This window comes from Acetobacter pasteurianus (assembly GCF_009914215.2).
GTDB lineage: Bacteria > Pseudomonadota > Alphaproteobacteria > Acetobacterales > Acetobacteraceae > Acetobacter > Acetobacter pasteurianus.
In genome coordinates this window covers 1,758,837-1,780,465 of record NZ_CP039846.2, presented here as the reverse complement: position 1 = coordinate 1,780,465, position 21,629 = coordinate 1,758,837, and the positions used below count along the sequence as shown (strand labels likewise).

At 52.6% G+C, this 21,629-nt stretch carries 35 protein-coding genes; 15 read left to right on the top strand and 20 right to left on the bottom strand.

Annotated features, from left to right (window positions below; all coding sequences use genetic code 11):
• The 9 genes from FCN51_RS21830 to FCN51_RS21790 all read right to left on the bottom strand — a co-directional run bounded on the left by FCN51_RS21830 (nucleotide 1) and on the right by FCN51_RS21790 (nucleotide 7,349).
• Nucleotides 1-390, bottom strand: coding sequence for a hypothetical protein (locus FCN51_RS21830; protein ID WP_019089335.1), 390 nt, complete (start codon nucleotides 388-390; stop codon nucleotides 1-3).
• Nucleotides 390-611 (bottom strand): hypothetical protein, encoded by a 222-nt coding sequence (locus FCN51_RS21825; protein ID WP_019089336.1) that lies wholly within the window; start codon nucleotides 609-611, stop codon nucleotides 390-392. Before FCN51_RS21825 ends, FCN51_RS21830 begins: the two co-directional genes overlap by 1 nt.
• A complete protein-coding gene (locus FCN51_RS21820; protein ID WP_160256848.1) occupies nucleotides 611-2,005 on the bottom strand; it encodes a DUF4043 domain-containing protein in 1,395 nt (464 codons plus the stop codon). Before FCN51_RS21820 ends, FCN51_RS21825 begins: the two co-directional genes overlap by 1 nt.
• An 80-nt stretch (nucleotides 2,006-2,085) precedes the next feature.
• On the bottom strand, nucleotides 2,086-2,730 hold the full coding sequence (locus tag FCN51_RS21815; RefSeq protein WP_070323753.1) for a phage scaffolding protein: 645 nt from the start codon (nucleotides 2,728-2,730) through the stop codon (nucleotides 2,086-2,088).
• 45 nt (nucleotides 2,731-2,775) lie between these two features.
• Nucleotides 2,776-4,293 (bottom strand): phage portal protein, encoded by a 1,518-nt coding sequence (locus FCN51_RS21810; RefSeq protein WP_160256847.1) that lies wholly within the window; start codon nucleotides 4,291-4,293, stop codon nucleotides 2,776-2,778.
• Complete coding sequence (locus FCN51_RS21805; RefSeq protein ID WP_160256846.1) at nucleotides 4,293-5,792, bottom strand: hypothetical protein; 1,500 nt, start codon at nucleotides 5,790-5,792, stop codon at nucleotides 4,293-4,295. Before FCN51_RS21805 ends, FCN51_RS21810 begins: the two co-directional genes overlap by 1 nt.
• Complete coding sequence (locus tag FCN51_RS21800) at nucleotides 5,773-6,246, bottom strand: hypothetical protein (RefSeq protein WP_019089341.1); 474 nt, start codon at nucleotides 6,244-6,246, stop codon at nucleotides 5,773-5,775. Before FCN51_RS21800 ends, FCN51_RS21805 begins: the two co-directional genes overlap by 20 nt.
• 144 nt (nucleotides 6,247-6,390) lie before the next feature.
• Nucleotides 6,391-6,696, bottom strand: coding sequence for a hypothetical protein (locus FCN51_RS21795; protein WP_087635476.1), 306 nt, complete (start codon nucleotides 6,694-6,696; stop codon nucleotides 6,391-6,393).
• Nucleotides 6,697-6,791: 95 nt separating this feature from the next.
• Complete coding sequence (locus FCN51_RS21790; protein ID WP_201762563.1) at nucleotides 6,792-7,349, bottom strand: hypothetical protein; 558 nt, start codon at nucleotides 7,347-7,349, stop codon at nucleotides 6,792-6,794.
• A gap of 644 nt (nucleotides 7,350-7,993) precedes the next feature.
• Between FCN51_RS21790 and FCN51_RS21785 the strand changes: the two genes are divergently transcribed.
• Complete coding sequence (locus FCN51_RS21785) at nucleotides 7,994-8,224, top strand: hypothetical protein (RefSeq protein WP_160256845.1); 231 nt, start codon at nucleotides 7,994-7,996, stop codon at nucleotides 8,222-8,224.
• On the opposite strand, the gene FCN51_RS21780 is transcribed toward FCN51_RS21785, so the two are convergent.
• The 9 genes from FCN51_RS21780 to FCN51_RS21740 all read right to left on the bottom strand — a co-directional run bounded on the left by FCN51_RS21780 (nucleotide 8,219) and on the right by FCN51_RS21740 (nucleotide 12,979).
• A complete protein-coding gene (locus FCN51_RS21780; protein WP_160256844.1) occupies nucleotides 8,219-8,401 on the bottom strand; it encodes a hypothetical protein in 183 nt (60 codons plus the stop codon). The two genes, FCN51_RS21785 and FCN51_RS21780, sit on opposite strands and share 6 nt — an antisense overlap.
• 280 nt (nucleotides 8,402-8,681) lie before the next feature.
• The gene (locus tag FCN51_RS21775; protein WP_160256843.1) at nucleotides 8,682-9,425 is read right to left on the bottom strand and encodes a hypothetical protein; all 744 of its coding nucleotides are present in this window, start codon (nucleotides 9,423-9,425) and stop codon (nucleotides 8,682-8,684) included.
• Between the two features lie 3 nt (nucleotides 9,426-9,428).
• Nucleotides 9,429-10,316, bottom strand: a complete 888-nt coding sequence (locus FCN51_RS21770) for a YdaU family protein (RefSeq protein ID WP_160256842.1) — start codon at nucleotides 10,314-10,316, stop codon at nucleotides 9,429-9,431.
• Nucleotides 10,313-11,032 carry a hypothetical protein gene (locus FCN51_RS21765; protein ID WP_160256841.1) on the bottom strand — a complete coding sequence of 240 codons (720 nt, stop codon included), beginning with the start codon at nucleotides 11,030-11,032 and terminating at the stop codon, nucleotides 10,313-10,315. Before FCN51_RS21765 ends, FCN51_RS21770 begins: the two co-directional genes overlap by 4 nt.
• A gap of 14 nt (nucleotides 11,033-11,046) precedes the next feature.
• On the bottom strand, nucleotides 11,047-11,667 hold the full coding sequence (locus FCN51_RS21760) for a DNA N-6-adenine-methyltransferase (RefSeq protein WP_160256840.1): 621 nt from the start codon (nucleotides 11,665-11,667) through the stop codon (nucleotides 11,047-11,049).
• The gene (locus FCN51_RS21755; protein ID WP_087651801.1) at nucleotides 11,664-12,023 is read right to left on the bottom strand and encodes a VRR-NUC domain-containing protein; all 360 of its coding nucleotides are present in this window, start codon (nucleotides 12,021-12,023) and stop codon (nucleotides 11,664-11,666) included. Before FCN51_RS21755 ends, FCN51_RS21760 begins: the two co-directional genes overlap by 4 nt.
• A gap of 2 nt (nucleotides 12,024-12,025) precedes the next feature.
• A complete protein-coding gene (locus FCN51_RS21750) occupies nucleotides 12,026-12,298 on the bottom strand; it encodes a DUF2312 domain-containing protein (protein WP_160256839.1) in 273 nt (90 codons plus the stop codon).
• Nucleotides 12,298-12,531, bottom strand: coding sequence for a helix-turn-helix domain-containing protein (locus FCN51_RS21745; RefSeq protein ID WP_087635481.1), 234 nt, complete (start codon nucleotides 12,529-12,531; stop codon nucleotides 12,298-12,300). The genes FCN51_RS21750 and FCN51_RS21745 overlap by 1 nt, the downstream gene beginning before the upstream one ends.
• A gap of 58 nt (nucleotides 12,532-12,589) precedes the next feature.
• Nucleotides 12,590-12,979, bottom strand: coding sequence for a hypothetical protein (locus tag FCN51_RS21740; RefSeq protein WP_160256838.1), 390 nt, complete (start codon nucleotides 12,977-12,979; stop codon nucleotides 12,590-12,592).
• Nucleotides 12,980-13,077: 98 nt separating this feature from the next.
• Here FCN51_RS21740 and FCN51_RS21735 point away from each other — a divergent pair, with 98 nt between their 5' ends.
• Complete coding sequence (locus FCN51_RS21735; RefSeq protein WP_160256837.1) at nucleotides 13,078-13,317, top strand: hypothetical protein; 240 nt, start codon at nucleotides 13,078-13,080, stop codon at nucleotides 13,315-13,317.
• A 1-nt stretch (nucleotide 13,318) separates the two neighbouring features.
• Here the strand turns inward: FCN51_RS21735 and FCN51_RS21730 are convergent, their stop codons facing one another.
• A complete protein-coding gene (locus FCN51_RS21730; RefSeq protein WP_019089158.1) occupies nucleotides 13,319-13,699 on the bottom strand; it encodes a hypothetical protein in 381 nt (126 codons plus the stop codon).
• 106 nt (nucleotides 13,700-13,805) lie between these two features.
• Between FCN51_RS21730 and FCN51_RS21725 the strand changes: the two genes are divergently transcribed.
• Entirely contained in the window at nucleotides 13,806-14,090 is a 285-nt protein-coding gene (locus FCN51_RS21725; protein WP_019089159.1) for a hypothetical protein, read from the top strand.
• Between the two features lie 57 nt (nucleotides 14,091-14,147).
• Here FCN51_RS21725 and FCN51_RS21720 read toward each other — a convergent pair whose 3' ends face one another.
• On the bottom strand, nucleotides 14,148-14,942 hold the full coding sequence (locus FCN51_RS21720) for a P63C domain-containing protein (protein ID WP_236661218.1): 795 nt from the start codon (nucleotides 14,940-14,942) through the stop codon (nucleotides 14,148-14,150).
• A gap of 337 nt (nucleotides 14,943-15,279) precedes the next feature.
• Between FCN51_RS21720 and FCN51_RS21715 the strand changes: the two genes are divergently transcribed.
• The 12 genes from FCN51_RS21715 to FCN51_RS21660 all read left to right on the top strand — a co-directional run bounded on the left by FCN51_RS21715 (nucleotide 15,280) and on the right by FCN51_RS21660 (nucleotide 21,563).
• On the top strand, nucleotides 15,280-15,648 hold the full coding sequence (locus FCN51_RS21715; protein WP_124307092.1) for a hypothetical protein: 369 nt from the start codon (nucleotides 15,280-15,282) through the stop codon (nucleotides 15,646-15,648).
• Between the two features lie 124 nt (nucleotides 15,649-15,772).
• Entirely contained in the window at nucleotides 15,773-16,702 is a 930-nt protein-coding gene (locus FCN51_RS21710) for a hypothetical protein (protein ID WP_157893969.1), read from the top strand.
• A 381-nt stretch (nucleotides 16,703-17,083) separates the two neighbouring features.
• A complete protein-coding gene (locus FCN51_RS21705; protein WP_157893970.1) occupies nucleotides 17,084-17,797 on the top strand; it encodes a KilA-N domain-containing protein in 714 nt (237 codons plus the stop codon).
• Between the two features lie 11 nt (nucleotides 17,798-17,808).
• Complete coding sequence (locus FCN51_RS21700; protein ID WP_160256836.1) at nucleotides 17,809-18,030, top strand: hypothetical protein; 222 nt, start codon at nucleotides 17,809-17,811, stop codon at nucleotides 18,028-18,030.
• Complete coding sequence (locus tag FCN51_RS21695) at nucleotides 18,030-18,332, top strand: hypothetical protein (RefSeq protein WP_160256835.1); 303 nt, start codon at nucleotides 18,030-18,032, stop codon at nucleotides 18,330-18,332. Before FCN51_RS21700 ends, FCN51_RS21695 begins: the two co-directional genes overlap by 1 nt.
• Nucleotides 18,333-18,410: 78 nt before the next feature.
• Complete coding sequence (locus tag FCN51_RS21690) at nucleotides 18,411-18,731, top strand: hypothetical protein (protein ID WP_087635487.1); 321 nt, start codon at nucleotides 18,411-18,413, stop codon at nucleotides 18,729-18,731.
• Entirely contained in the window at nucleotides 18,728-18,922 is a 195-nt protein-coding gene (locus tag FCN51_RS21685; protein ID WP_087635488.1) for a hypothetical protein, read from the top strand. The genes FCN51_RS21690 and FCN51_RS21685 overlap by 4 nt, the downstream gene beginning before the upstream one ends.
• Complete coding sequence (locus tag FCN51_RS21680) at nucleotides 18,922-19,680, top strand: ERF family protein (RefSeq protein WP_019087809.1); 759 nt, start codon at nucleotides 18,922-18,924, stop codon at nucleotides 19,678-19,680. The genes FCN51_RS21685 and FCN51_RS21680 overlap by 1 nt, the downstream gene beginning before the upstream one ends.
• Nucleotides 19,677-20,303: a lambda exonuclease family protein gene (locus tag FCN51_RS21675; RefSeq protein ID WP_026019180.1), complete on the top strand. Its 627-nt coding sequence runs from the start codon at nucleotides 19,677-19,679 to the stop codon at nucleotides 20,301-20,303. The genes FCN51_RS21680 and FCN51_RS21675 overlap by 4 nt, the downstream gene beginning before the upstream one ends.
• A complete protein-coding gene (locus FCN51_RS21670) occupies nucleotides 20,300-20,890 on the top strand; it encodes a 3'-5' exonuclease (protein ID WP_019087811.1) in 591 nt (196 codons plus the stop codon). The genes FCN51_RS21675 and FCN51_RS21670 overlap by 4 nt, the downstream gene beginning before the upstream one ends.
• Entirely contained in the window at nucleotides 20,887-21,189 is a 303-nt protein-coding gene (locus tag FCN51_RS21665; protein WP_019087812.1) for a DUF6874 family protein, read from the top strand. The genes FCN51_RS21670 and FCN51_RS21665 overlap by 4 nt, the downstream gene beginning before the upstream one ends.
• Nucleotides 21,186-21,563 carry a hypothetical protein gene (locus tag FCN51_RS21660; protein ID WP_019087813.1) on the top strand — a complete coding sequence of 126 codons (378 nt, stop codon included), beginning with the start codon at nucleotides 21,186-21,188 and terminating at the stop codon, nucleotides 21,561-21,563. The genes FCN51_RS21665 and FCN51_RS21660 overlap by 4 nt, the downstream gene beginning before the upstream one ends.
• Nucleotides 21,564-21,629: the final 66 nt, after the last annotated feature.

Below are 21,629 nucleotides of genomic sequence, written 5' to 3'. Positions count from 1 at the left end.
TCAGATCACCACGCGATTTGCAGAACGCAGGCCGGGGCCCGGCGGCACACCAAGAAACTGGCACAATTGCCGCCGCCACCGATTAAACAGGCCCATCCTGTCCTGCACTTCGTTCTTGTTGTGCGTCCACACAGCAGCCTGATCCGTATCCAGATTGTCGCTGGCAGTCAGAATGGCCGTTTCCAAACTGGCAATGTCTTTCACATATTGTCGCACTTGTGCGACTTCGGCATCAGCAAGGTTACGCAGACGCCATTCATTGAAGCCATATACCCGAAAGAAGCGCCAAGACTGCTGGCTGCTGTTAATGCCGCCCATTGCGGGATAGCCCATGAAGCGGCGTACCGTTACAAGTTCATCATCCGTCAAAGGGTCGGTTGCATCTGCCATTATGCTGTCTCCAGCGGCGCTCCACGAGAACGCAGCAGTTCTATTTCTGCAGGGTTACTCACAACCTCCCCTGCGCTCCATTCGAACCGACCACGATTGAATTCTTCCTCAATGAAGCCAAAAGGCCGCAGAAGCCGCACTGCCTGCACAGGAGCGGGTTTTTTCTCGTCCTGCGCAGGAGGAACGGCTGGTTTAGCCGCCCCGCGCCGCGCTTGGCTCATCAGGCTGTAGCGCCCAGAGATGTTGCGCCAAGGCTTTCAATCACCACGCCACGCTTAAGGTAGCTGTTGGTCGCCGTGGGAATGATCGTTGTATTGGCCGTCAGGTCAGTTGGCAGAGCAAAGCCACCAATCCAAGACCAAGACTGCGCAATGATCTGCCCCAGACGATCCAGCGGCGGACGGGTAACCATCAGCACATCATCAATATGCTCCACCTCACCCGGAAGATCGGCATATGCCTGCGCCATGTTGGCATAGTCGCCCTCGATCAGCGCACCCGCACCACAGATGATGGCACGATGAATCTGGCCCTGCCCCAGAGACGCCTGCTGCGGGGCTTCCGTGGTCGGGATAAACCGGATGCCCAGCAGTTCGAACACCTGACCTGTCCGGTATTCATCAGACCCATACTGACCGCGATACAGCAGCTTGAAATCAGGATCGCGGAATAGGCCGAGAAGCTGGGAGTTGTCGAGAAAGCAGTTGAAGCAACCACCAATCGTCGGAACGTTGTTGTTGCGCAACGCAGCAACTGCCCCCAGCATGGTGTCGATGGTCAGGTAATCACCTGTCACCACATTGCCATTGGCGTCTTTGGAGCCCGATGCCAGAAGTCCTGCTGTTGTGGCACGACCATTCGGGCGCAGAACCAGAGGTGCAGTTGCGGCAACCACCGCGGCATTCAATGCCGCATCAGTTGTCGCAACATTCTCAGAGAACGTCAGCGTGCCAGAAATACCGCCCGGTGCATTGCTGACGTTTGTCGCATCCGCAGCAACATTAACCAGCGTATAAGAGCCGGAACCAACGGTAACAGTCATGCCACTGGTTGCAGAAACCGGGATAACCTGCCCCATGCTATTCATGACGCGCTGGAAACCACGGATATCATCAACCTGAACGGTTGTGCCTGCGGCTGCCAGTGCTGTGGTTACGCGGGTGTTCCCGCCCAGATACCCACCAACACCACCAATAGCGCCACCGAACAAGGAATTACGCGCCAAACGGTCAAGAGACTGACGGGCGTTAATACCCAGAACCTGTGCATTTTCGACAAACTGGTTCGCAATTCCGACACCTTCCGTGACCTGATTGAGGTCCATCGTGTTACCGAACTGCGCAATTTCCAGCGTGTACTGTTCCACAGACCATTCCGTGGGAGACATGCCGTTATCGAAATTGCTGTTGGCCGCGGGATTGAGCGGAGTTTCAACCGGAGCCAGCAAACCACGACGGGTGTCCGTAATGGTCTGACCGATACGAGCCGGAAATTCCATGCGGTCAGCAACGGAACGAAAGCCAAGTTTGGATTCAAGGCTGGCTTCAAACGCACGGGCCAGAAAGCCCTGCTGGATAATGGGTTGTAGTGCTGCGGGGAAATCGGCAATTGCCATTTCGTTATCTCACTGTTTGCAGAGTCATTGCTACAGCGCCCGCAGCATCAGCCGCTGGGCGAGACTGCATCAGCAGTCGGTTAGGAGGGTGTAAAAAGTTTGGGGTTAAGTCCCGCTGCCTGCGCTTTGGCCGCCACTTCTTCTGGTGTTGCCTTGCGCGCATCAAACGGTTCAGACTTACCCGGCTTAGGGTCTGGCGCCGTTTTGGTGGTGCCGGTTTTGGTGCCGGGCTCAACGGGTTGAGTGAACAGATAGCCACGGCTTTCTTTCGCTGCGTCCATCACAGCATCCAGCCCTTCGATCTGCCCATTCTCGCCCATCTTGACCTCAGAAAGATCAATCAGCCGCACCACATCATCAGGAGAAACAGCGCCCAGCTTGGTTGCCAGCGCCTTGGCTTCTGCCCGAATGACGGCCTGATCCGCTTGCGCCTTGGACTGCGCGACTGCCGTTTGCGCCTCAGTCTTCGAAGCTTCAACGGCCTGCTGTGCCTCAGCCAGCTTACCTTCAAAGTCGGACTTCTGCTGTGCAAGCTGCCCTTTGAAGCCATCACGGGCTTTAATGGCCGCATCACGCTCAGCACGCACTGCATCCACATCTTCCCGCGCAGCCTTAAGCTCGTTACGCACAGTCACAAGGTCGGCACGCGCACGCGCCAATTCACGCGGCGTGTTAGGATCAGCGCCACCGTTCCCAGCATCAGCAGGGTTTGCATTATCGGACATCAGTCCCTCACTTTTTGATTAAAAAACCGGCATCAGCCGGAAGCGTCAGGCCGTAACCTGATGCGTCTCTGTTTTCCCAACGCCCGCTGCCGCACGCACCGCTTTGGTCGCGGCTGCGTCTGCATTCCGGGCAGCTTGTATTGTTGGGTCTTGTAGTTCTGCCTGCACCCGCTCCCACTCAGTGGCGGGGTCTGCGCAGCCAGTCTTGGCCGCGAATATCGAGCATGCGCTTTCGTTCGAAAGGATGCCGCCCTTTACCGCTGTCACAAGGGCCTGTGACAACTGCAAAATCTCACCATCAGTTGCGGAAAAATACGGCGGCCATTCCAACGCCAGACCAGCATCATCTAGCGTGACACGCTCGCCATCAACCTGAATACCACCCTCAATTGCCAGAGAGAAATCGCAGATCATCCGATACAGCGAAAGTAAAGCACCTTCGCCATAAGACAGACGCATCCGGTCCGCGAGCCACACGAGTGACTGACACATCATCTCCATAGCCCGGCCAGATTGCGCAGCACTGATCTTATCAGCATGCGCCCTGTTGCCGTGCAGGATTTCCAGAACCAGCGCACGCAATTCGCGCCAGTATTCCATCACCGTGCCAGCAGAACTGCCGTTGATCTCCAGCATTTTCGCGCTGGCTTTCTCGGGCAGAACAATCGCCGTTGCAGAGCCACCTTCGCTGGCTGGTGCATCACCACCACCCGCAGGGTCGCCACCGACACCAGTAATCACCAGCTTAGGGTCAGAGCAGTATTTCAGACCACGTCCAACCTGCGAAAGCTGGTAATCACCCTCAATAACCGTATCAATCGCACGCTCAAAAGTGCATGGCCCATCTGGATCCTGCCCTGGCGGCGCTAGGTTTCGCACCCACACAATCGGCACAAAGCCCAAGCCGTGCGGCGGACCGCTGCGCTCAGTATCCACTTCCGGGTCAGCATCACTGGTTGCTAGCCATGGCTTGTAAACGCGGCTTTCAGTTCGCGTCCATTCACGGCGATACCAGTAATCGACAGCGTCGCTTCCCTCTGGAATAGCATACCCCAGAGCACGCACCTGACGGCCCTTGATAAGATACTGGCTGACAACCTGCACCAGATCACCCTTGGCGTCCCATTCAGGCTCCAGATATGGCGTATCCAGCACAGAAACCGACAAAGCCCCGTCAACCGCCTCAACCAGCAATGCGGCAGAACCGATAGAGCCTTTGAGAACGGCTTCCATTAGAACCGCAGGCAACTGGCACTCTCGTGTAATGCTGGAAAGTGCTTCTGCTGTGTCAGGGCTATCGCATTTCAGTGTTGGCCAATGCGTTTCACCGAATGTCAGGCTGGCCGCATCCTCAACCACAACTGTGCATAGATGCGAACGCACAGACGGCCTGCGCTGGGAGAGCGGGATATACTCATCGTTATTCCACTCTTTCGAAAACGGATACGGCAGCGCGTCATACATCGTGCCGTCACGCACAGCAGACAGACGCAGCAACCGCTGGGCGCGTGCAGATACCTGCTGCGGCACCAGAATTGTTTCCTGTAATTCCTGCCAGTCCATTATCTGCTCAGTGAGAACCGTTTGTTTGTTACGAAGCGGGCGGGAGCTTTGACCACCGGCCCTGGCGCAAAAGTAAGCCCCAAAGCATCGGCAATATCAGGAGAACGCAGGCCGCGCTTTTTCATGGCATCCTTGCTTTCCACCAGCAGATTGCCGGAACTGTCTAGGCCGTACCGAACCGTTGAAAGCTCGGCGGCTAGATCCTCTGCGTTATCCTTGCTTTCCGCCTGAATAGAGGCGTCACCAGTGCGCAACCAAGCGGCCACTTGCAGCCACAGATAATCGCGCAGCTTTGCGGGCTTGGCGTCATCTGCGACAACCTCATCAGGCGCACGGCAGGCCACGTTCACGTCCACGACCGGTAATTTCTGTTCGCGTAACCGATCAGCAACGCCAGCACCCACGCCAACAACGTCAACGTAAATGCCGTCAGCATTCCAGCGGCGAAAGAAATCTGCCGCCATTCCGGCTGTGGCCATCGTATCCTGCTTGGCTCTAATTTCTATTTTCTCAACACGTGGGCCTTCGCGTAGGACAAATGTTGTTCTGTCGTCACCAAAGCGGGCAACGTCCACACCCAGCCTGCGCTCGTATTTTCCGTTCGCTGGTTCACGTGCAAGCGCAGCCTCTGCCGTTTCCAACGGAATCAGAACGTCGTCGTCCTGCTTAGGGAAATCCCCATCAGCACGCACGCGAACAACGTTTGAACCTTCCCCATACTTGCGCACCAAATTGGCGCGGTAGCTGGGGTCAACCAACGGGCTATCAGAACAGCGAAAGTGAAGCGCCGTATACAGCGCCCTGTCCTGCTTCTGAGAGCGCGCAAAAAAGCCTGTGTTGCGGGTTGGGTTGCCAACCATAAGCAGGCGTGCGCCGTGAGAAGAAAGCGCGCCTTCCGCAACCTCGAATATCTCGTCTGGAACGCCGCTTGCTTCTTCAATCACGAACATGATTGAGCCGCCAGACGATGAACGCTCTACCGCCCTGTTATCATCCGTGATCTGCACGTCAGAAGCATGAAAGCCCTGCAATGCGTCAGGAGATTCTCGGCGGCTTGTGCGGGCAACGGCATACCACTCAGCGGGCTGGCCTTTGTCGGATATCCTGTCCTGATTGCGGTCAAACAGATTTGCCAGCCACAATTCTTCCGGCAGGCCATCTGCACGCGCTCGCTCTTCAGACCGACGCCCCCACTTGGAAAGCTCTGCCCAAAGAACGTTGTAAAGCTGCGATGCAGTCGGGGCCGTGCATGGAATGCGACAGTATTCGTAACACTCCAGATGCCACCAAATCGCCGCAGATGTAGAACCCGACTTGCCGACACCATGGCCTGCCCGCACCGATACCTTGGCACCGGGCGGGGCAATAGCCTCCAGCAACTGGCGCTGTTGCGTGGTCGGATTAAGCCCCAAGCGCTGACGGGCATACAGAACAGGATCTTTACGCCAGATACCGCGCAGTTTGCGGTAATCAGCAATATCAGCCTGAGTTAGAGCCATCTTCCTGCAATGCCGCGTTGAGCAAGCCGGAAACACCGCCGCCCTTCACTTCTATCGGGCCGCCGTCTGGGCCGGAATGCTCTTGAGTAATCTTATCGCGCCATTTGTCTTTCTGGCGGTTTTTTAGCCAAAAGATACCTGCTGCAGTATCGGGGGGATAATGCTCTTCATAATCAACAACCAAAGGGCGTCCTTGATCATTAAAGATCTTCACCGCCTTATGAGAATACCCAAGAGCGCGCTGGAAAAGGCGATCAGCCACCTCAGCGTCGGCTAAATCTTTCCCCTTTTTTATGGACTCAAGAAATTCGGGATGCGCAGATTTCCAAGCATTTATTGTCTGCTCACTTACCTCGAAAAAATCTGCTAAATCCTGATCTGTCGCACCGAGAAGGCACAACTTCCTTGCCTGCTCAGCAAACCCTTCTTGGTACTTGCTGGGCCGTCCGGCCATATCCAACACTCCAGAATGAAAAATGCGCTTCCTGCCTTAACGCTGCTAATTTAAGGCGGCACGTTTTACCCATGCCGTTGACCAATACCTACTACACGGGAGCCAACGGTTAGAGAGAACAGGATTGCGATGTGCGCTACATCGTTAAGAGTGGCCGCCCCCGAAACTGTTTTCGAATTGCTGCAACATTGCTTCACGCTGAACACGCCCATCGACTGCAATCAGCAGCGCATTGGAAACGCGGCCTGATACATTCCCGCGCATCAAACCAAACCGTGGCCAACACCGAATACGCACATCAGGACGAAGCCCCGCGCTCGCGCATTCCATCATAGACAGCGGCAAGTCTGCACGGTGCCATGTATTTTCTGTTGCAGGCATGATGTCGCAAAGAAGCGACAGGCCGGACACAATACCAACACACAGGGAATCACGGCGCTTGAAACGCACGATGTCGCCACGCCTGAGTATCTGCATTTTGTCCGGGCAAAGAAAAAGCCGCACTGTGGCGGCTTGTGAACATAAGTCTTGCGATGATAATGTTTTTATACTGGAAAAGGTACCGGGGTACAAGTTTCTTTTTTAGACTTCTTCGTGAGCCGTTCGTTTTGATAGAATTCAGATAACTGCTCTAGAACCAATGCGCATTGCGCTGAAACTTTCTTACGCGCCAGATCTGGAGATATACGAGGAAATAAGGCACGCCCCATCGCGCTAAACGATAGCTTCTCCAGCAACATACCTTTAAGCCTCAATTCTCCGCACGCTCCAATGGCTTGACGAACATCATACAAATACCCCACAGCATCGCCACGCGTCATCAGCCATGAAAGAGCATCGTGCTTAATTTCTGTATTGGGCAGGTGATTTTCAGGAAACTCCTTGTACCCATCATAAGCAAATATCCACGTGCGCAACCATCGATCGGCTGCGTTGACTTCATCTTGCGAGATATCCCCTGCGTTGAGCATTGCATCAACAACAGTTTTTTCACGTGTAGGGCGTCCACCCGCAAACATACTCTTCGCCGCCCGTTCAGGCGTAGGTCCATTATCCTGCGCATGGGGAATAATGTAGCGTGGTTTTGTTGCGACCTTCTGCATATTACCCACCCAATCCTGCAACAATTTCAAAAAATGCCAACACCAGCCAGAGGCCGATCACAATGCGTGGCGGTGTGCGGTCAGTCGTGCGCATTCTTGACCAACCCTTTCTGCGCCTCAGTCAACGGCACACCAGCCCGCACATTCTGCAACGCACAGGCAACATTCCAATCAACTGGCGCTGTGTATATTTCCACGTTGCCGGGCTTTAGAAAGTCTGGGAGGTTTTCGCACCATTTCATACGCAGATGGAATCACAAACTGCCCAGAAAGTACAGGGAAAATAAAAGCAAAATACATCAAAAAAGGTGTTGCCAATCTCCCTCTTTGTGTTAATAATTGACACATACCGAAAGCGACGTGCTAAGCGGTGAAAAGGAGCATTCCTTATGAAGAAAAAAGACCAGATTTACATCATGGCGATTATTCAAACCGCCTGCACCATAGCGACAACATTTCTTGCTTTTGGCGCAGTGATCGGGAAGCTTCTCAAACATCACTAACAACACGAGGGGCTTCGGCCCCTCACCCTTTTACGTAAAGGATTTTGGCATGACCATGAGCAATAAACAGCTGTCAGCAATTTTCGTTCTGGCCGCTCTTATTGGGCTCTCTGTCGGACTTTATTTCGGAGTAAGCTACCTATGACCCCTGAGCGTTTCAACGAATGCCTTGATATTCTGGGTACTTCAATCCACAAGCTTTCAAAAATATTGGACACCCACAACACCACTGTGCAGAGGTGGAGTAAAGGGAAGCAACCCATTCCTCCTAATCTGGCGGAATGGCTTGAAACCCTTGCGGCATTCCGCCTCGAACACCCTCTGCCAGAAGGATGGGAAGAAAAGCGCGTTCCCCCACAAGAAAAACTATGAAACCCTCCCCGGTCCCTTCATCCAATCATCCCGAAGCGGCAGGATTTCCTCATCCATCAACCCCGGCTCTGGCTCATGTATGGGCGGCAGATCGGCGCGTGTCTGCTGTGTGGCCTCACGCCGGTTTGTCGGCCATTCGTGCCAACCTATTAGGTCAGTTTTTGCAGTAATCATCATCTAGTTCCTCAAACCCCAAAAAATAAAACTCTCCACCGTCCTCTGTCTCAACGCCGAGTTCATAAATCCCATTTTTATGCGGTGCCCCCTTCGGCCTAAACCGGACTACGTATCCAGTTGTGGTGTATGGAAGCTCCCGCCATTCGCCATCCAATGGGCCACCTACCATCAGGACTTTTGAGAGGTTCTGGTCCCGTCTTGCCAATTCACGCATACCCCTAAAATCCCCACATCTTCTCGCAGAGTGTACCGTAGCCACTCATGCGGTCATTTATCGTTCTCACGCTCTTACCGCGCTCTCCGCGAAACCTCGCGGCTGCTTCCGGCATATCGCTGCATGTTGCGCCTCTAGGTTCGTAATCAGCGGCTCCAACCATGCCCGCGCTTCCGGGCCTGCCGTTTCGAGCTGACGGCGATACTCGGCAATGCGCTGGCGCAGGCTCGGCTGATCTGGCTGCATCCGTTTCACCGCATCTTTGGGCTGCACTGGCTGACGCCCCCTCCACGCGTTGACAACACGCTCAACAGCAGCGCGTTCCTCTGGCGTGCGGCGCTTGGGTGCTTCCTTGGCGCCCTCGGCCATCTTCACCACCTTGCGGGCTGCATGAACCTGCCAGCGGATTTTCTCGGCGAACGGCAGCAAGTGGGCGTAAAGCTCAGCCGGTGCGGGCCAAAACTTGCCGCGCTCACCAGATCGGGCCCATGCCCTACGCGCTTCGGGGCACCACACGGCTGCTGGCAGGTCGCCACAAACTTCCACCATCGCATGCGCCTGCTGTTGGGCCCGTGCTTCATCCGGCCCATTCACCACCAACCCGGCCAACTTTTTCAGCCAGGCAGCAATCAGCACGGGGTCAGCAGGTTGGAGTGCAACGCCTGCAACAGCTCGCGCTTCGGCAACACGCTGCGGCGTTAGGTCACGAACCTGCAATGGCACGCTGTTGCGGACGGCATCGAGAAGCACGCTCAAATCCGGGCTTGGCTGGCGAATGGCTGATGGTGCGAGTGTCGAAATTGCGTTCATCGGTCAAACTCCGGGGATATCGGGCACACCGGCCCATGCGTCAGCCACTCGGTCTGCGCGAGATTTCGGGGCATTCCCCACGATGTGGGCAGATGGGATTGTTCCGCTGGCCAAGGCCTGCGTGACGGGGCTGTTGAACCATGCCGGCGGTTTGCCCTTGCCGCCAAAGCGCGATTTCTCCCGGACGGTGCCAAGGATGATCTCGGTTGCGGTCTCGAACGAATATCCGCGGGCAGAGGCATCAGCCAGCCATTGGCGCACGCAATCAGCCCGAACCATCGAACGGGCAGGATTGTTGCCCGTGGCGGCGATCACATCCTCGGCCAATTCCTGCCACCGGTCGGCAATCGGTTTTTCGATTTCGGCCGCGCGATTACAACCTACATCTTCTGAACGTAGTGAAGAATGTGATTGTGATTGTGATTGTGTATCCTTTTGGATGTCGTTTGCATGTCCACTTGCACTGCATTTGCTATGCACTTGTTCTGCATTTGCATGTGCATTTGCAGAGCTATTGCTTTCCATTTGCTCTGCATTTGCATCAGTTTTGCATGCGTTTTGCTTACTTGCGTGCCTTTTGGCTGCGGCATCAGCCCGCTTTTTGCTGATTTCTTCCGCTTTTTCACGCTCTGCACGCAACCGCTTTTGGTCCAGGCAGCCATCTACAACGGTGAAGAAATCCTGCAACTCAGGCCATATTTCATCCTCCCAAGTCTGCACGTCTGTTTTGGCAACCCGCGACAATCTGCGCGGGTTGTTCTGGATGGGCCCGTTACGCCATATCTCCATCATCAGAAGCATATAGGCGCCATGCTGCAACGTAGAGAGGCTGGCCGTATCAGCCAGATAGTCCCCAATGTAGAGCGGCATCCATGTTTTGATTTTGCTCATGCCACCTCGCCTTTGCTTGGCGCAGGACGATATCGGTACCACGCTGCTTCATCATCACGGGCGCACGTTAGGCCATTATTCCTCTGCCACTTATTCCCGGCATCTTTCGACCAATAATAGTGCGCTGGATACTGGCCGCCGGGAAACATAAAGGACACTTCAACCCACCAAGGCTCAAAACCAGATGCCTCAGAGCGTGCAAAAATACCCTTTGCTTCTGGGCATAATTCTCTAACGCGCTCTATCGCCCATTCTTCGACGGCTGTTTTAACTATGGCTTTAAGCCGCTCGTTTTGTATCCAATCCCACGCGCAATCTGGCCCACAAAAAGCCAAATTGCGCCACTCAATTACTTCTGGATTTGGTGCGATTTGGCAGCATGAATAACCAGATTTGGCTTCTTCCTCTACTTCCTGCCAATCTGCCCCATCTTCAGTTATCATGCGTTCGCATTGGCAGCAGGATACCCACCAGCCGCCCTTAATCTGAGCAGCAGTAGGGACTGGGCCGGGAGCGTATCTATCCCATTCAGGCTTACGACGGCAGCTTTCTATATCCTCAAAATCACATCCAATTTCATTTGCTCCCCACCTGCGCCCCTCGACACCGCTCTTGGCGAACTGAATTGACCATCCCTCATCGCCGTCATGAACGACGAAGCATTTAAGCGGCGTTGGCAATTTCTCTTTTTCTTTGGTACAAACTGATACAGCCATGTCTTGAGCTTCCTTCAAGAATTGGTCAGAAGGCCGCCCGGTTCCCCCGAACCAGCGGCCTTCGTCATGTTAGCAGGGTTGCGCCCCGTTGGGTACGGGGGCGCAGGTGAAAAGTTGCTTTTTGGAGCAATGGTTTTCATCCCAGATAGGCACATACCCAACCCATTTGATTGAGCATTACGTAAGGCCTGAGCGCCTTTTGCCCCACAGGCTAGGAGGGCAATTCCATTAGCTGGGGACGCACCGCGCGATCCATCTGGACGCACAAATTTTGTTTTCCCTCTAGGGAAGAGTATGGCCTCTGCAGAGGGCGCCCAGTCGTGAAACCAGCCAGAACTGGTCAGGGCATTCACTAAGCAAACGCCATTCCCATGCGCCATGAACTTACGCAGCCACGGCACGACACCATTTCGACCACCAAATGGCGGATTGAGCCATACAAAGCCATCCCATGAGGCGGTAAGGCCGTCCTGCTGTGCCGTATAATAGCGGTGCGTTGGGACGGACAAGAACTCCCGCCCCTCCTCTGGCTGGCATGGGTCAAGGTCAAACTGAACAGCCATTGCCTCGAAAATCTCTGGAGGAGTAAACCATTCGTCAGAGCGGCCGGGCACCGCGTGATGTGGTTTGGTCATGCCATCACCGCGCCTTTCAGCGGCACGTCATGCGTTTCCAGAAAATACACAACATCCTCTAGCGACCGGCATATGGCCACGGCTGCGCCTGCTGCTTTGAGGCGCTTGTGCATATCCCGCTGCACTTTCGAGACCGTGCCTTTGGGCGTCTTGATCTCGATATAGAGCGGCCTTCCCTTCCAGTTCACCACCATATCGGGAACACCGGGCACACAGCCGCGCTGCTTGCGCCGAAAGCCTTCACGCGGGCCACACTGGCGGTTTTCATTGCTCCACGCCACGGCATCATCCGGTAGCATGAACTGCATGGCCTTCCAGATGAATGTGTGAAGCCTATCTTCTTCGTGTTGGGACATGGTTACATTCCCAATGCACGGCGGTAGATATCAAGCAGCGTTTCTTCTTCCTCCACATCCGCAGGCTCTTGCTTGCGAAGACGGATGATCTGGCGGATAACTTTCACGTTGAAGCCAGCGGATTTGGCTTCCGTGAAGATGTCCTTAATGTCACCTGAAAGCGCCTTGCGCTCTTCTTCCAGGCGCTCAACGCGCTCAATTATGGAGCGCAGCCGATCTGCGGCAATACCACCAACATCAGAAGTCTCATTGTGATCTTTTGGAAATTCAGGCATCAGATTTCATCCATCAGGTAATATTCGGTAGGCGGCTGAAAGCGCTTGATCCCGGCGGCGAGAAGAACCTCATTGGTATATCCCTTGGCCGTTTTGGCATTGTGTTGCTTGCAGAGTGCTGAACGGGTTATCCCAACCTTTCTCGCAAAGGCTGATTGTGACCCGGCTTTGTTGATTGCGCGGTCAACAATTCTGAAAACATCAGCATCATCCATACTGTTGCCGCGCTTCATTCTTCGCACTCCCTCGCCAGCCTATCCGCTCGCGCCTGCAATTTATCCGCCTTGGTGTTCAGCCATTGGGCAAGCTCTCGGAAATAGAAGGCTCGATTGAGCGCACGGCAGGCACGCCAGCGGGTGATGCGGATATGCCATTGGAGGAATAGTCGCCCCATTTGCGATCCCATTCTTCACTTCTGGTGCGATACATGGCGGCTTGATGTTCAGACCGCGCACGCATCTGCGCCAGATGATTTCGGTAAAGCCGTTCTACATTCAGGAAAATGTGCGCTGGAATAACGCTCCATTCTCCATAGAACAGCCGCTTGATTTGCCCTTCCGTCAGCCCAGTCTTGCGGGCGATAGAAGCGAACGATTGCTTCAGGCAGGAGCGTTCTCCGGTTGCGTCAACAACCTCACGCAACTGGCCCTGAACCTGCCGTGCAATAGCTTCAGGCGTCATGTCGTGACCCCTTTCTGCTCTCACGGAAAACTTTTCTCTCTCCACGGAATTCATCCCTGCCACATTCACGATTGTTGAGGTCGTGAACTGGAGAAACGATGAAGAAGGAGACTGAATTCGGAACTGTAGAGTTCGGGGGAGAATACTTCCCCGATTTGCTGAACGCCTGCGATGCAGCGCCTGATATCCCGCATGGCACACCGTTCCTCTGGAACGCCATTGTGCGCAGCGCGATCATCTGGGCGCAGCTCAACCCCCACGCCACCATCAGGCAGCGCGTGCTTTTGCTACAGGATGTAGCCGACAAGCTGGGGGTTGATGCGGCATGCATTGGGTGAGTTACCAGCCCAAGCTTGATGCATATGAATTGCAGCTATTGCACATGAAGCGGCATTTATGCGGCGTTGTAAAAACAGTGCGGCACCTGCTGCAAGCGCGCGTGCGAAGATCAAGATTTTCAGCGCTCGCATGGCCATTGATAGCTGTTGCCTTCTTCCATCTGCGAGCCCTGCCCCGCTGCGCTGCCCCCTGTTTTTTCCTGCTATCTTCCCAACGCTTTTTCTTTGCTGCATCAGAAATGACAAGGGACACGCGCGCTTTATATTGGCATCCCTTAGGCGTGCGATTAAGCACGTTGCCAATGACTTCCCAACTTTCTCCCGCATTCGCCATGCGGTTAAGAAGTTCCACCTCTTCCTGTTTCCATGGAGTTCCCACCATCACGGGGCCTCCCCGTCTGTGCGGGTATGCTTCGAGCACTGATTGACCAGCGCCCGAAGCCCCACCACCATGGTAATCGCCACAACCACCATGGAGATTCGAAAAAATGGAATTTGTTTTGACAGCTTGGTCTGAGCGCGCTTTGAACGAGCACGAAAGACCTCACAAAGACATGCCAATGATGGAGATAACCGCCGAATGGGACATTCTGCCCACCTCTGCACCAAAGGATTTGTCTGATCCCCGCCGGATAAAAGGCGCGATGAAATGGACCGCGCCAATGACTCCCGATCTCTCTCCGAAAGAGCGCACGGCTTGGTTAAAGAAAATCCTCCGCGAGGCGCTCGATAATAAGCAACCTCCTCGTCTGACATCCAGTCAGGAGCAGTAATAAACCCTGTGAGCGTAGGAATTAGCCTTTCTGGCCGTGGAGTGGCTATTCCTGCACTCATCGTGCCGCCTCCTGCGCTGGGGTGCGAGAAATAGCCAGCAGCGGAGTTTCCGCAAACATGAAGCCAATTTGCGTATCCATTGATGGGAAAGAGCGATTGAACATGTCATCGAAATGAGAAATCGAAACCGCGTTGGCGAGTAACGCACCAACTTTGTCGATATGTTGCCTTAGGCGAGGCATATGCTTCTCCCTAAGCACCTGATGATGCTTGTGAGCGCGTACATGCTCCTCATCTGCTGGGTTAGCGCCGCGTATGGCATCTAGGCCAAGCGCTCCAAACAGAAATTGATACACGTAGCGATTGATGAAATGAGAGCAGTTAGAGTGATTGCCAATGGCTGGACGCCGCAACCCAAGAACACGATGCAGTTCAATAAAGAACGTAGCAGGATATTCCCGCTGCCACTGGCGCACCTGATCGTTAATAAGTTGAAGACGGAAGAACTCAGGAAGTGGCAAATGCCGCTCTGTCTTGCGGCGAAGGGCCACAAAAGCCTTGGTCAAAAGAATAGCTATTTGACGCGCTTCCGGGGTATCCGCCCGGTAAGTCATGTGAACAGCCTGCCGCTCTGTCAACCAGTAGATTTTCTCCGGGCGACCGCCAGAGGACTTTTGCATCGCAGTGGTGCAAAAGTCGAGTTCCTTTATATCATCAATATTTTTCCGAATTGCATTTCTGAAAGCGCGTACGGAAGAGTATCCAAGATGCTTGGAAAGCTCCACATCACTGATGCGCAGTTCACCATCGTCCTGCCGCTCAATCTTGAAAGGAATGATGTCGGCAGTCATTGGGCGGCATCCCTTGCTGGGGTGCGCTCCACCGCCCGCGGCCATGCGCAATCATCTGGCCAATTGGAAGCAAACCACTCGACCGCCCGCGAATAATTGCGTGTCGTTATGTCACCACCACTACGAATACGAGGGATTGTGCGACTATTCTTGAAGATGATCCCTGAAACCGTTGCGTCCGAAATACTACGCGCAGCGCAGTAGCAATCGGTCAGCTTCAGTAGGCGCTGTGTAAGTTCCATAACGACTATATGCGGTATTATTACCGTATTCGTCAACAGGAAATGCGGTTACTTTACCGCGTGAAGAAAGGCCTTGAATGCGGCAATTTCACCGCATGGACATTCAAGAGTTTATTCGACGCTATGATTCTGCGCTTAAAGCCGCTGGTTTAAGCAATAGAAGAGCGACGGAACTGGCTGGCGTAAAGGAAGACACCACCAGAAATCCTCGACGCAAAGGAACCTCCCCGGATATTCTGGCGGTGGTTAAATTGGCGCATGTCTTAAATGTTGCCCCGTCATATTTCCTAGAACCTCTTGGGATTACAGCTGAGACACTTGGGTTGAGTGTCCAACCTCCTGATAATGCGCCGCATAATGACGAGGAGATCGCTCTTCTTCAGATCTGGCGCAGAATGGACGAGGATCAACGTAGGTCGTGGCTTCTCTTGCTTGAGCATAAGCTCAGCTCCGATGTCGCCTAACCCCTCGCCAGTGATTCTGTGTGCCCGTACCATGTGGCGAGTATGTCAGAACGAAACGTGAACATCAAGAGCTCAAAATTTCTGAAAAATAGGCCTTGAAGAAAAGTAATTATGGAGAATTTAAGTGACCCCTAGTAACCAATCTGATAATTTTCAAGATATGAGCAAGGCCACATTCACCATTGCCTATGATGGTCCAGCATTGAGAAATCATGCAATGGATGTACGTGCGCTTGCGCCTGCCCTATTGGGATTTGGTGCGCTTTTTGATGCTGCCAATTTTACATTAAATGGGGATAGCGCAAAAACAAAAGTTAAGGTGTCAGCACTTGAGAGTGGCAGCTTTCAAATTTCATTTGAAGTTATCCAGACATTCTATGATCATCTAATCACTTTCCTATCTAGTCCTACCGTATCTGCCGCCGTTAATCTGCAAAGTTTATTAGGATTTGGTAGCGCAATTGGTGGTGTAATATATCTTATCAAACGATTCCGCGGGAAGTCTCCAGATAAAGTCATCCCTCTTAAAGATGGGCTTGTTAGATTGCAGTACGGAGATGAAACCATTGATTTATCTATAGAATGTCTGAAGTTATTTCAGAGTATTCCCGTTAGGGACGCCCTTCAAAAGATTATAGAAGAACCATTAAAAATCGAAGGAATAGATACATTCGAAGTTAGAAAAAATGGGAAAGCTATTGAGACTATTAATAGGAATGAATCTGTATATTTTGCCAAACCATCACTGCCAGATGAAATATTAGTTGATGATCACAGGCGTGCAGCTTTTTCCATTATGGCTCTTGCATTTAAAGACGATAATAAATGGCGCTTATATGATGGGACAAATACTCTTAGCGTAAAAATTGATGATAAAGACTTTCTCGATCGAGTTCACAAAAGTGAAATATCTTTTTCGCAAGGAGATGTGTTGGTATGCGATATGCACATCGTTCAACGGCAAACAGACTCTGGCCTGAAAACTGAATATACAGTTGAGAAAGTTATCGACCATAAACCGGCGGCAAGACAGATACCGTTTAAATTTGAATAAAAAGAATTTCATTCCCAACATCAATCCCGGCCTAACCAGCCGGGATTTTTTTTGCCCAATCCCTGCCCTTTTCTCGCCCAAGCACGGGCAAAGTCACCTGCCAACCTCCTCTTATCCAATAAGAGGACAAGGCCAGATGAAACGCATTTCCTATTACGTGATCGACATTACCAGGCAGGCTTTCTCACTCCTCTCTGTGTCTAGATGGTTCGGTGTAGAGCGCATGATGGCTTACGCACCTCGGCATTAATCTAAGCTCATTTTATCCCGCCCCAAATTCGGAGCGGGATATTTTTTACACCATGTGCGGTATTTTTACCGTTGACATAGGCGGTATTTTTACCGCACATTCATCCCATCACGAACGAAAGGTGATGGGCGATGACTTCTCTCTCAATTCTCGGAACGAAGATACGGCAGGATGCAGAAGGCCGGTTCTGCCTGAATGACTGCCATAAGGCTTCTGGCGGTGAAAATAAGAACCGTCCTTCAATCTGGGTGGATAACTCCCAGACAAAAGCATTGATCGCTGAAATTCAGGCCGAAGCAGGAATTCCTGCTTTGACATCAATCAAGGGCGGCAATGCCTCTGGAACCTACGCTTGCAAAGAACTGGTCTACGCTTACGCCATGTGGATCAGCCCAGCTTTTCACTTGCAGGTCATTCGCGCCTTCGATGCGCTGGTGACGGGCCAGATCGCCGCACCCGCACTAAGCGAACAGGAAATTGTCGCACAAGCGCTTCAGATCACAGTCCGGCAGATTGAAGAACTCAAGGCAGAGAACGCCATCCTCGCTCCCAAAGCGGAAGTGGCTGAAAAGATCGCAGACAGTGATGGCCTCTACACGCTGAACCTGTCAGCCAAAGCTGCGCAAATGCCCTTGAGCCAGTTCACACGCGCAGCACATGCAAACGGATTCATCTTTAAGCAGAACGGAAAATGGAACGCCTACTCCGACAAGGTGAAGGCTGGATATTGCTACGTAAAGTTTCACCCATACCGCGACCGTGACGGCGATGAGCGCTTTAGCCCACAGGTGTTTTTCACACCAAAGGGCATTACGCGCCTCGTTAAAATCTCTGGCCAGCACTGAGGGTAAAGCAAATGAACACTCTCCAAAACAAAGAATGGCCAGAACGCATCGGCAGCGGTGCGCGGGATGTGTGCGACTGGTTGCAGTTTACGGCACTGGGGCAGTTGTTCTGTCTGGCTGTGTTTTTCTACGTGGCTGTTTTCTGTCTGATGTTCACAAGCACTGGTCTGCAGTTCCTTGAATACTTGGACATGACTTTTGTTGGCTTCGTTAAGTTTGCGGTAGGTGCGTGATGGAAGCGAAGTTCACGCCCGGCCCGTGGGTTATTGATGCTGGCTTCGATGGATCAGGTGATTTCAACCAATATTGGCAAGTGCATGACGGGTCAGATGCAATCGTCTGCTCGACCATGTTCTGTATGGCAGGGAATAAGGAAGCCAACGCCCATCTGATTTCCACAGCACCTGATCTTTATGAGGCTTTAAGTGACCTTCTATTTCTTTGCCGTCAAACAGCAGAAGTGTCCGGAACGCAAGAAGTAAAAGTTGCCTGTGCAGCCCTCGCAAAAGCCAGAGGCGAAACCCCAGAAACCTGATGCCGCAATGTTTCCCGCTGTCCGCAGCGGGTTGCATGGCCGCATTGGCCGAATGTTTCTCCACGCTAGGAGTAGAAAATGGCTTACACAAACAAGACGTACGCAAACGCCGTGCGTGATGGCATGTTTAATACGGATGATGTGTCGGCGCATGTAGCGCGTGAAATCCGTGAATATGAAGCAGCAATAGATCAGCACTGCCAGATCATCATGCGTATGCAGCGGGATGAATTTTCAGACCGTGATTTTGCAGACACGATGATCGAATACTCAGAAGAAGCAATCTCGGAAATGGTCTGCGCTGTGCATGAGCTGCGCGAAAAGCGGAAGGAAAGCATTAAGTCTGCTGCCCTGTCGCATAATGACGACATGCGCAAAGTTGCGGAGTGCGCGGCATGAGCGCGTGGAATGAACACGAGGCAGTCGTGCACTCCCTCATCCTGCAACATGTCCCAGACAATAAACGTGACATGGCAATGAAGGCACTTTCCAATCTGACACGCGAATACGTGCGGCTGGAATTGCAAAACCGCGATGCCATGGAAGCAGTGCGGCGCGTGCATCCGTTTCGTGCTCTGGAGGCTGCGTGATGAGTGAAGTTATGACACGCCCTCAGGAGGCGCAAAAACAGGTAGCCCCACCAAACCAAGGTGATCAGCTTCTTTCCATCATCACCCAAGCGGCAAGTAACCCTCAATGCGATGTGGAAAAACTTCGTGCCCTGTTAGATATGAAAAAGCAGGTCATGGAGATGGATGACCGCAAAGAATTTAGCGAAGCTATGTCTGCTGCAATGGGTGAAATGCCGCAGATATTCAAGGCCGGCATCAAGGAGATGAATGGCAAGGGCTCATATAGGTTCGCGCGCTGGGAAGATATGGATAGCGCCATTCGCCCCGTCTTGTTGCGCCATGGTCTGCGCCTGTCTTTTACTACGGAAAGAGCAGAGGGGAATTATATACGTGTTATTGGCAGAATAACGCATGCTAACGGTCAATTTCAGGAATCATCCATGGAATTGCCTATTGATAATGGGCCAGGCCGAACGGAAGTTCAGGCACGGGGCTCAACAATTTCCTATGGTAAGCGGTATTGCGCAGAAATGTTGCTCAACATTGTCCGCACAAATGAGGACAATGACGGCGCATATACCCCGCAAAAACAGGAAATAAAGTTAATAACACCAGACCAAAAAGATGAGCTTGTGGATCTTTTGCAAAAGTCTGGCGCCAATACATCAGCATTCCTCGCGTATTTCCACTGCAAAACCTTGGATGCAATGCCCGAAAAAGCGTTTAGCAATGCTAAAGCGAAGTTGCTCCAAAAAATAAATGGGGGCAGCAAATGAAAATTCACAATGTAGAACAAGGCTCGCAAGCGTGGCATGACTTACGCCTTGGAATACCGACGGCATCGGAATTTTCTCTTGTCCTGACCAAGTCTGGGAAACCATCTGATCAGGCAAAGAGGTATGCGGCACGCCTAGTCGCTGAGATTGTTCTCGGACGATCGATGGATAAGGATTTGTCGCATGTTGAGGCTGTACAGCGTGGGCATGAACTGGAGCCTACAGCGGCATTGGCTTATGAGTTTGCGACAGACCTCAAGACAGAACAGGTTGGTTTTATAACAAATAATGAAGGCACGGTTGGCGTAAGCCCAGACCGTCTGGTTGGCGCCGATGGGCTTGTGGAAATTAAATGCCCACTGCCTACCAATCACATCCTGTATATGACCATGGGCTTTGAGAAAGATTACTACATTCAAGCCCAAGGCCAACTGCTTTTCGCTGAGCGTGAATGGAATGATCGCGTTTCATATAGCGATGAATTGCCAATACATATCGAGCGAACATATCGAGATGAACCATTCCTGAAGAAGTTATCTCAGGCGCTCAAAGACTTTCACGAAATGAAAATGGAAATGCTGCACAAAGTGCGTGCAGCTCAGATTGAAGGGGTGGCTGCATGATCCTCTTTTTTGATACGGAGACTACAGGCCTACCCGACCGGTACACTCCCCTCAATTCCGACCGGCAGCCGCATTGCGTGCAGCTTGCCGCCCTGCTGACGGAAGACGATGGCACAGAACGCGCAAGCCTGAACCTGATCGTTCACCCTGATGGGTGGACGATACCGGAAGCGGCGGCAAAGGTTCATGGTATCACAACAGAAATGGCGCAGCGTTGCGGTGTACGTGAAGCAATAGCCGCAGCGGCCTTCTATGATCTGACCAAAAAGGCCAATCTTCTGGTTGCGCACAATATCAAATTCGATGTGCAGATCATCGACATTATGTTTGCGCGTGTGCCGCGTGGCTGGCGTCTGCTGGGCGAGAAGTTCTGCACAATGGATGCAGCGGCCCCGCTGGTGAACCTGCCACCAACAGAACGCATGATCGCTGCGGGCATCGACAAGCCCAAAGCACCGAAACTGGAAGAATGTATCAAGCACTTCTTCAATGAAGAACTCAAAGGCGCACACGATGCCATGGTAGACGTTCGAGCCTGCGCTCGTCTGTTCTTCCATCTGCGTGATGTGGAAGGAGCTGGAGCATGACGGTGAAATTTGATGCCACCAAGAAAGAAATTACAAATGTGGATGCAATCGTGGCCCGTATTGTTCCTAAAATTTGCGCTGCTACCGGTGCAAATGCAGATGAGCTTTCGTTGTCCACGCGGATGGATCTGCTTGCCACTCATGCAAACGGATGCCCGATGGATTTTGAACGTATGCGGGAGGCAGATGACTTCAATATTTTGCATGACATTGCGGGCATCAGAAATTACCTGAACCGGGAAACTGGAAGGATTGTTGGCTTTTTTGTCCCTCGTTTTGCGAAAGCAATCGCCAAATGACCCACCTCCCCATTGTTGGCTACATCAACCCACTGGTGGCAGACGCCCTACGCGACCCAACCAGCGGCATCAATGTTACGCAATTACGGGCAGAGCGTAATGGGCCTGTGTCAGCGCCGCTTGTTTTGAAGGCTGATGCGGATGCGGTGATTGGTATTCTTAAACTTGAGATTACACACAAAGATGAAAACATCTCGACACTAAAAGAAAGTCTTCAATCCGCACAGAAAGAAAGAGATGCCGCTTTAGGATATGTGAATTCTTTGCAGAGCGCACTCGCAGAGATCCAAAAAGGAGTGGAAGCCCTTAATGATCCAATAGAAGCACTTGAAGCCCGTACTAGCAGGAACACCCGCGCAGGAGAGAAGGCGTGATGCAGACGAAATCAGATCTGTTCGGCTTTCAAAGGCCGAGATCACCCAGACGGTTTATGGCCCACA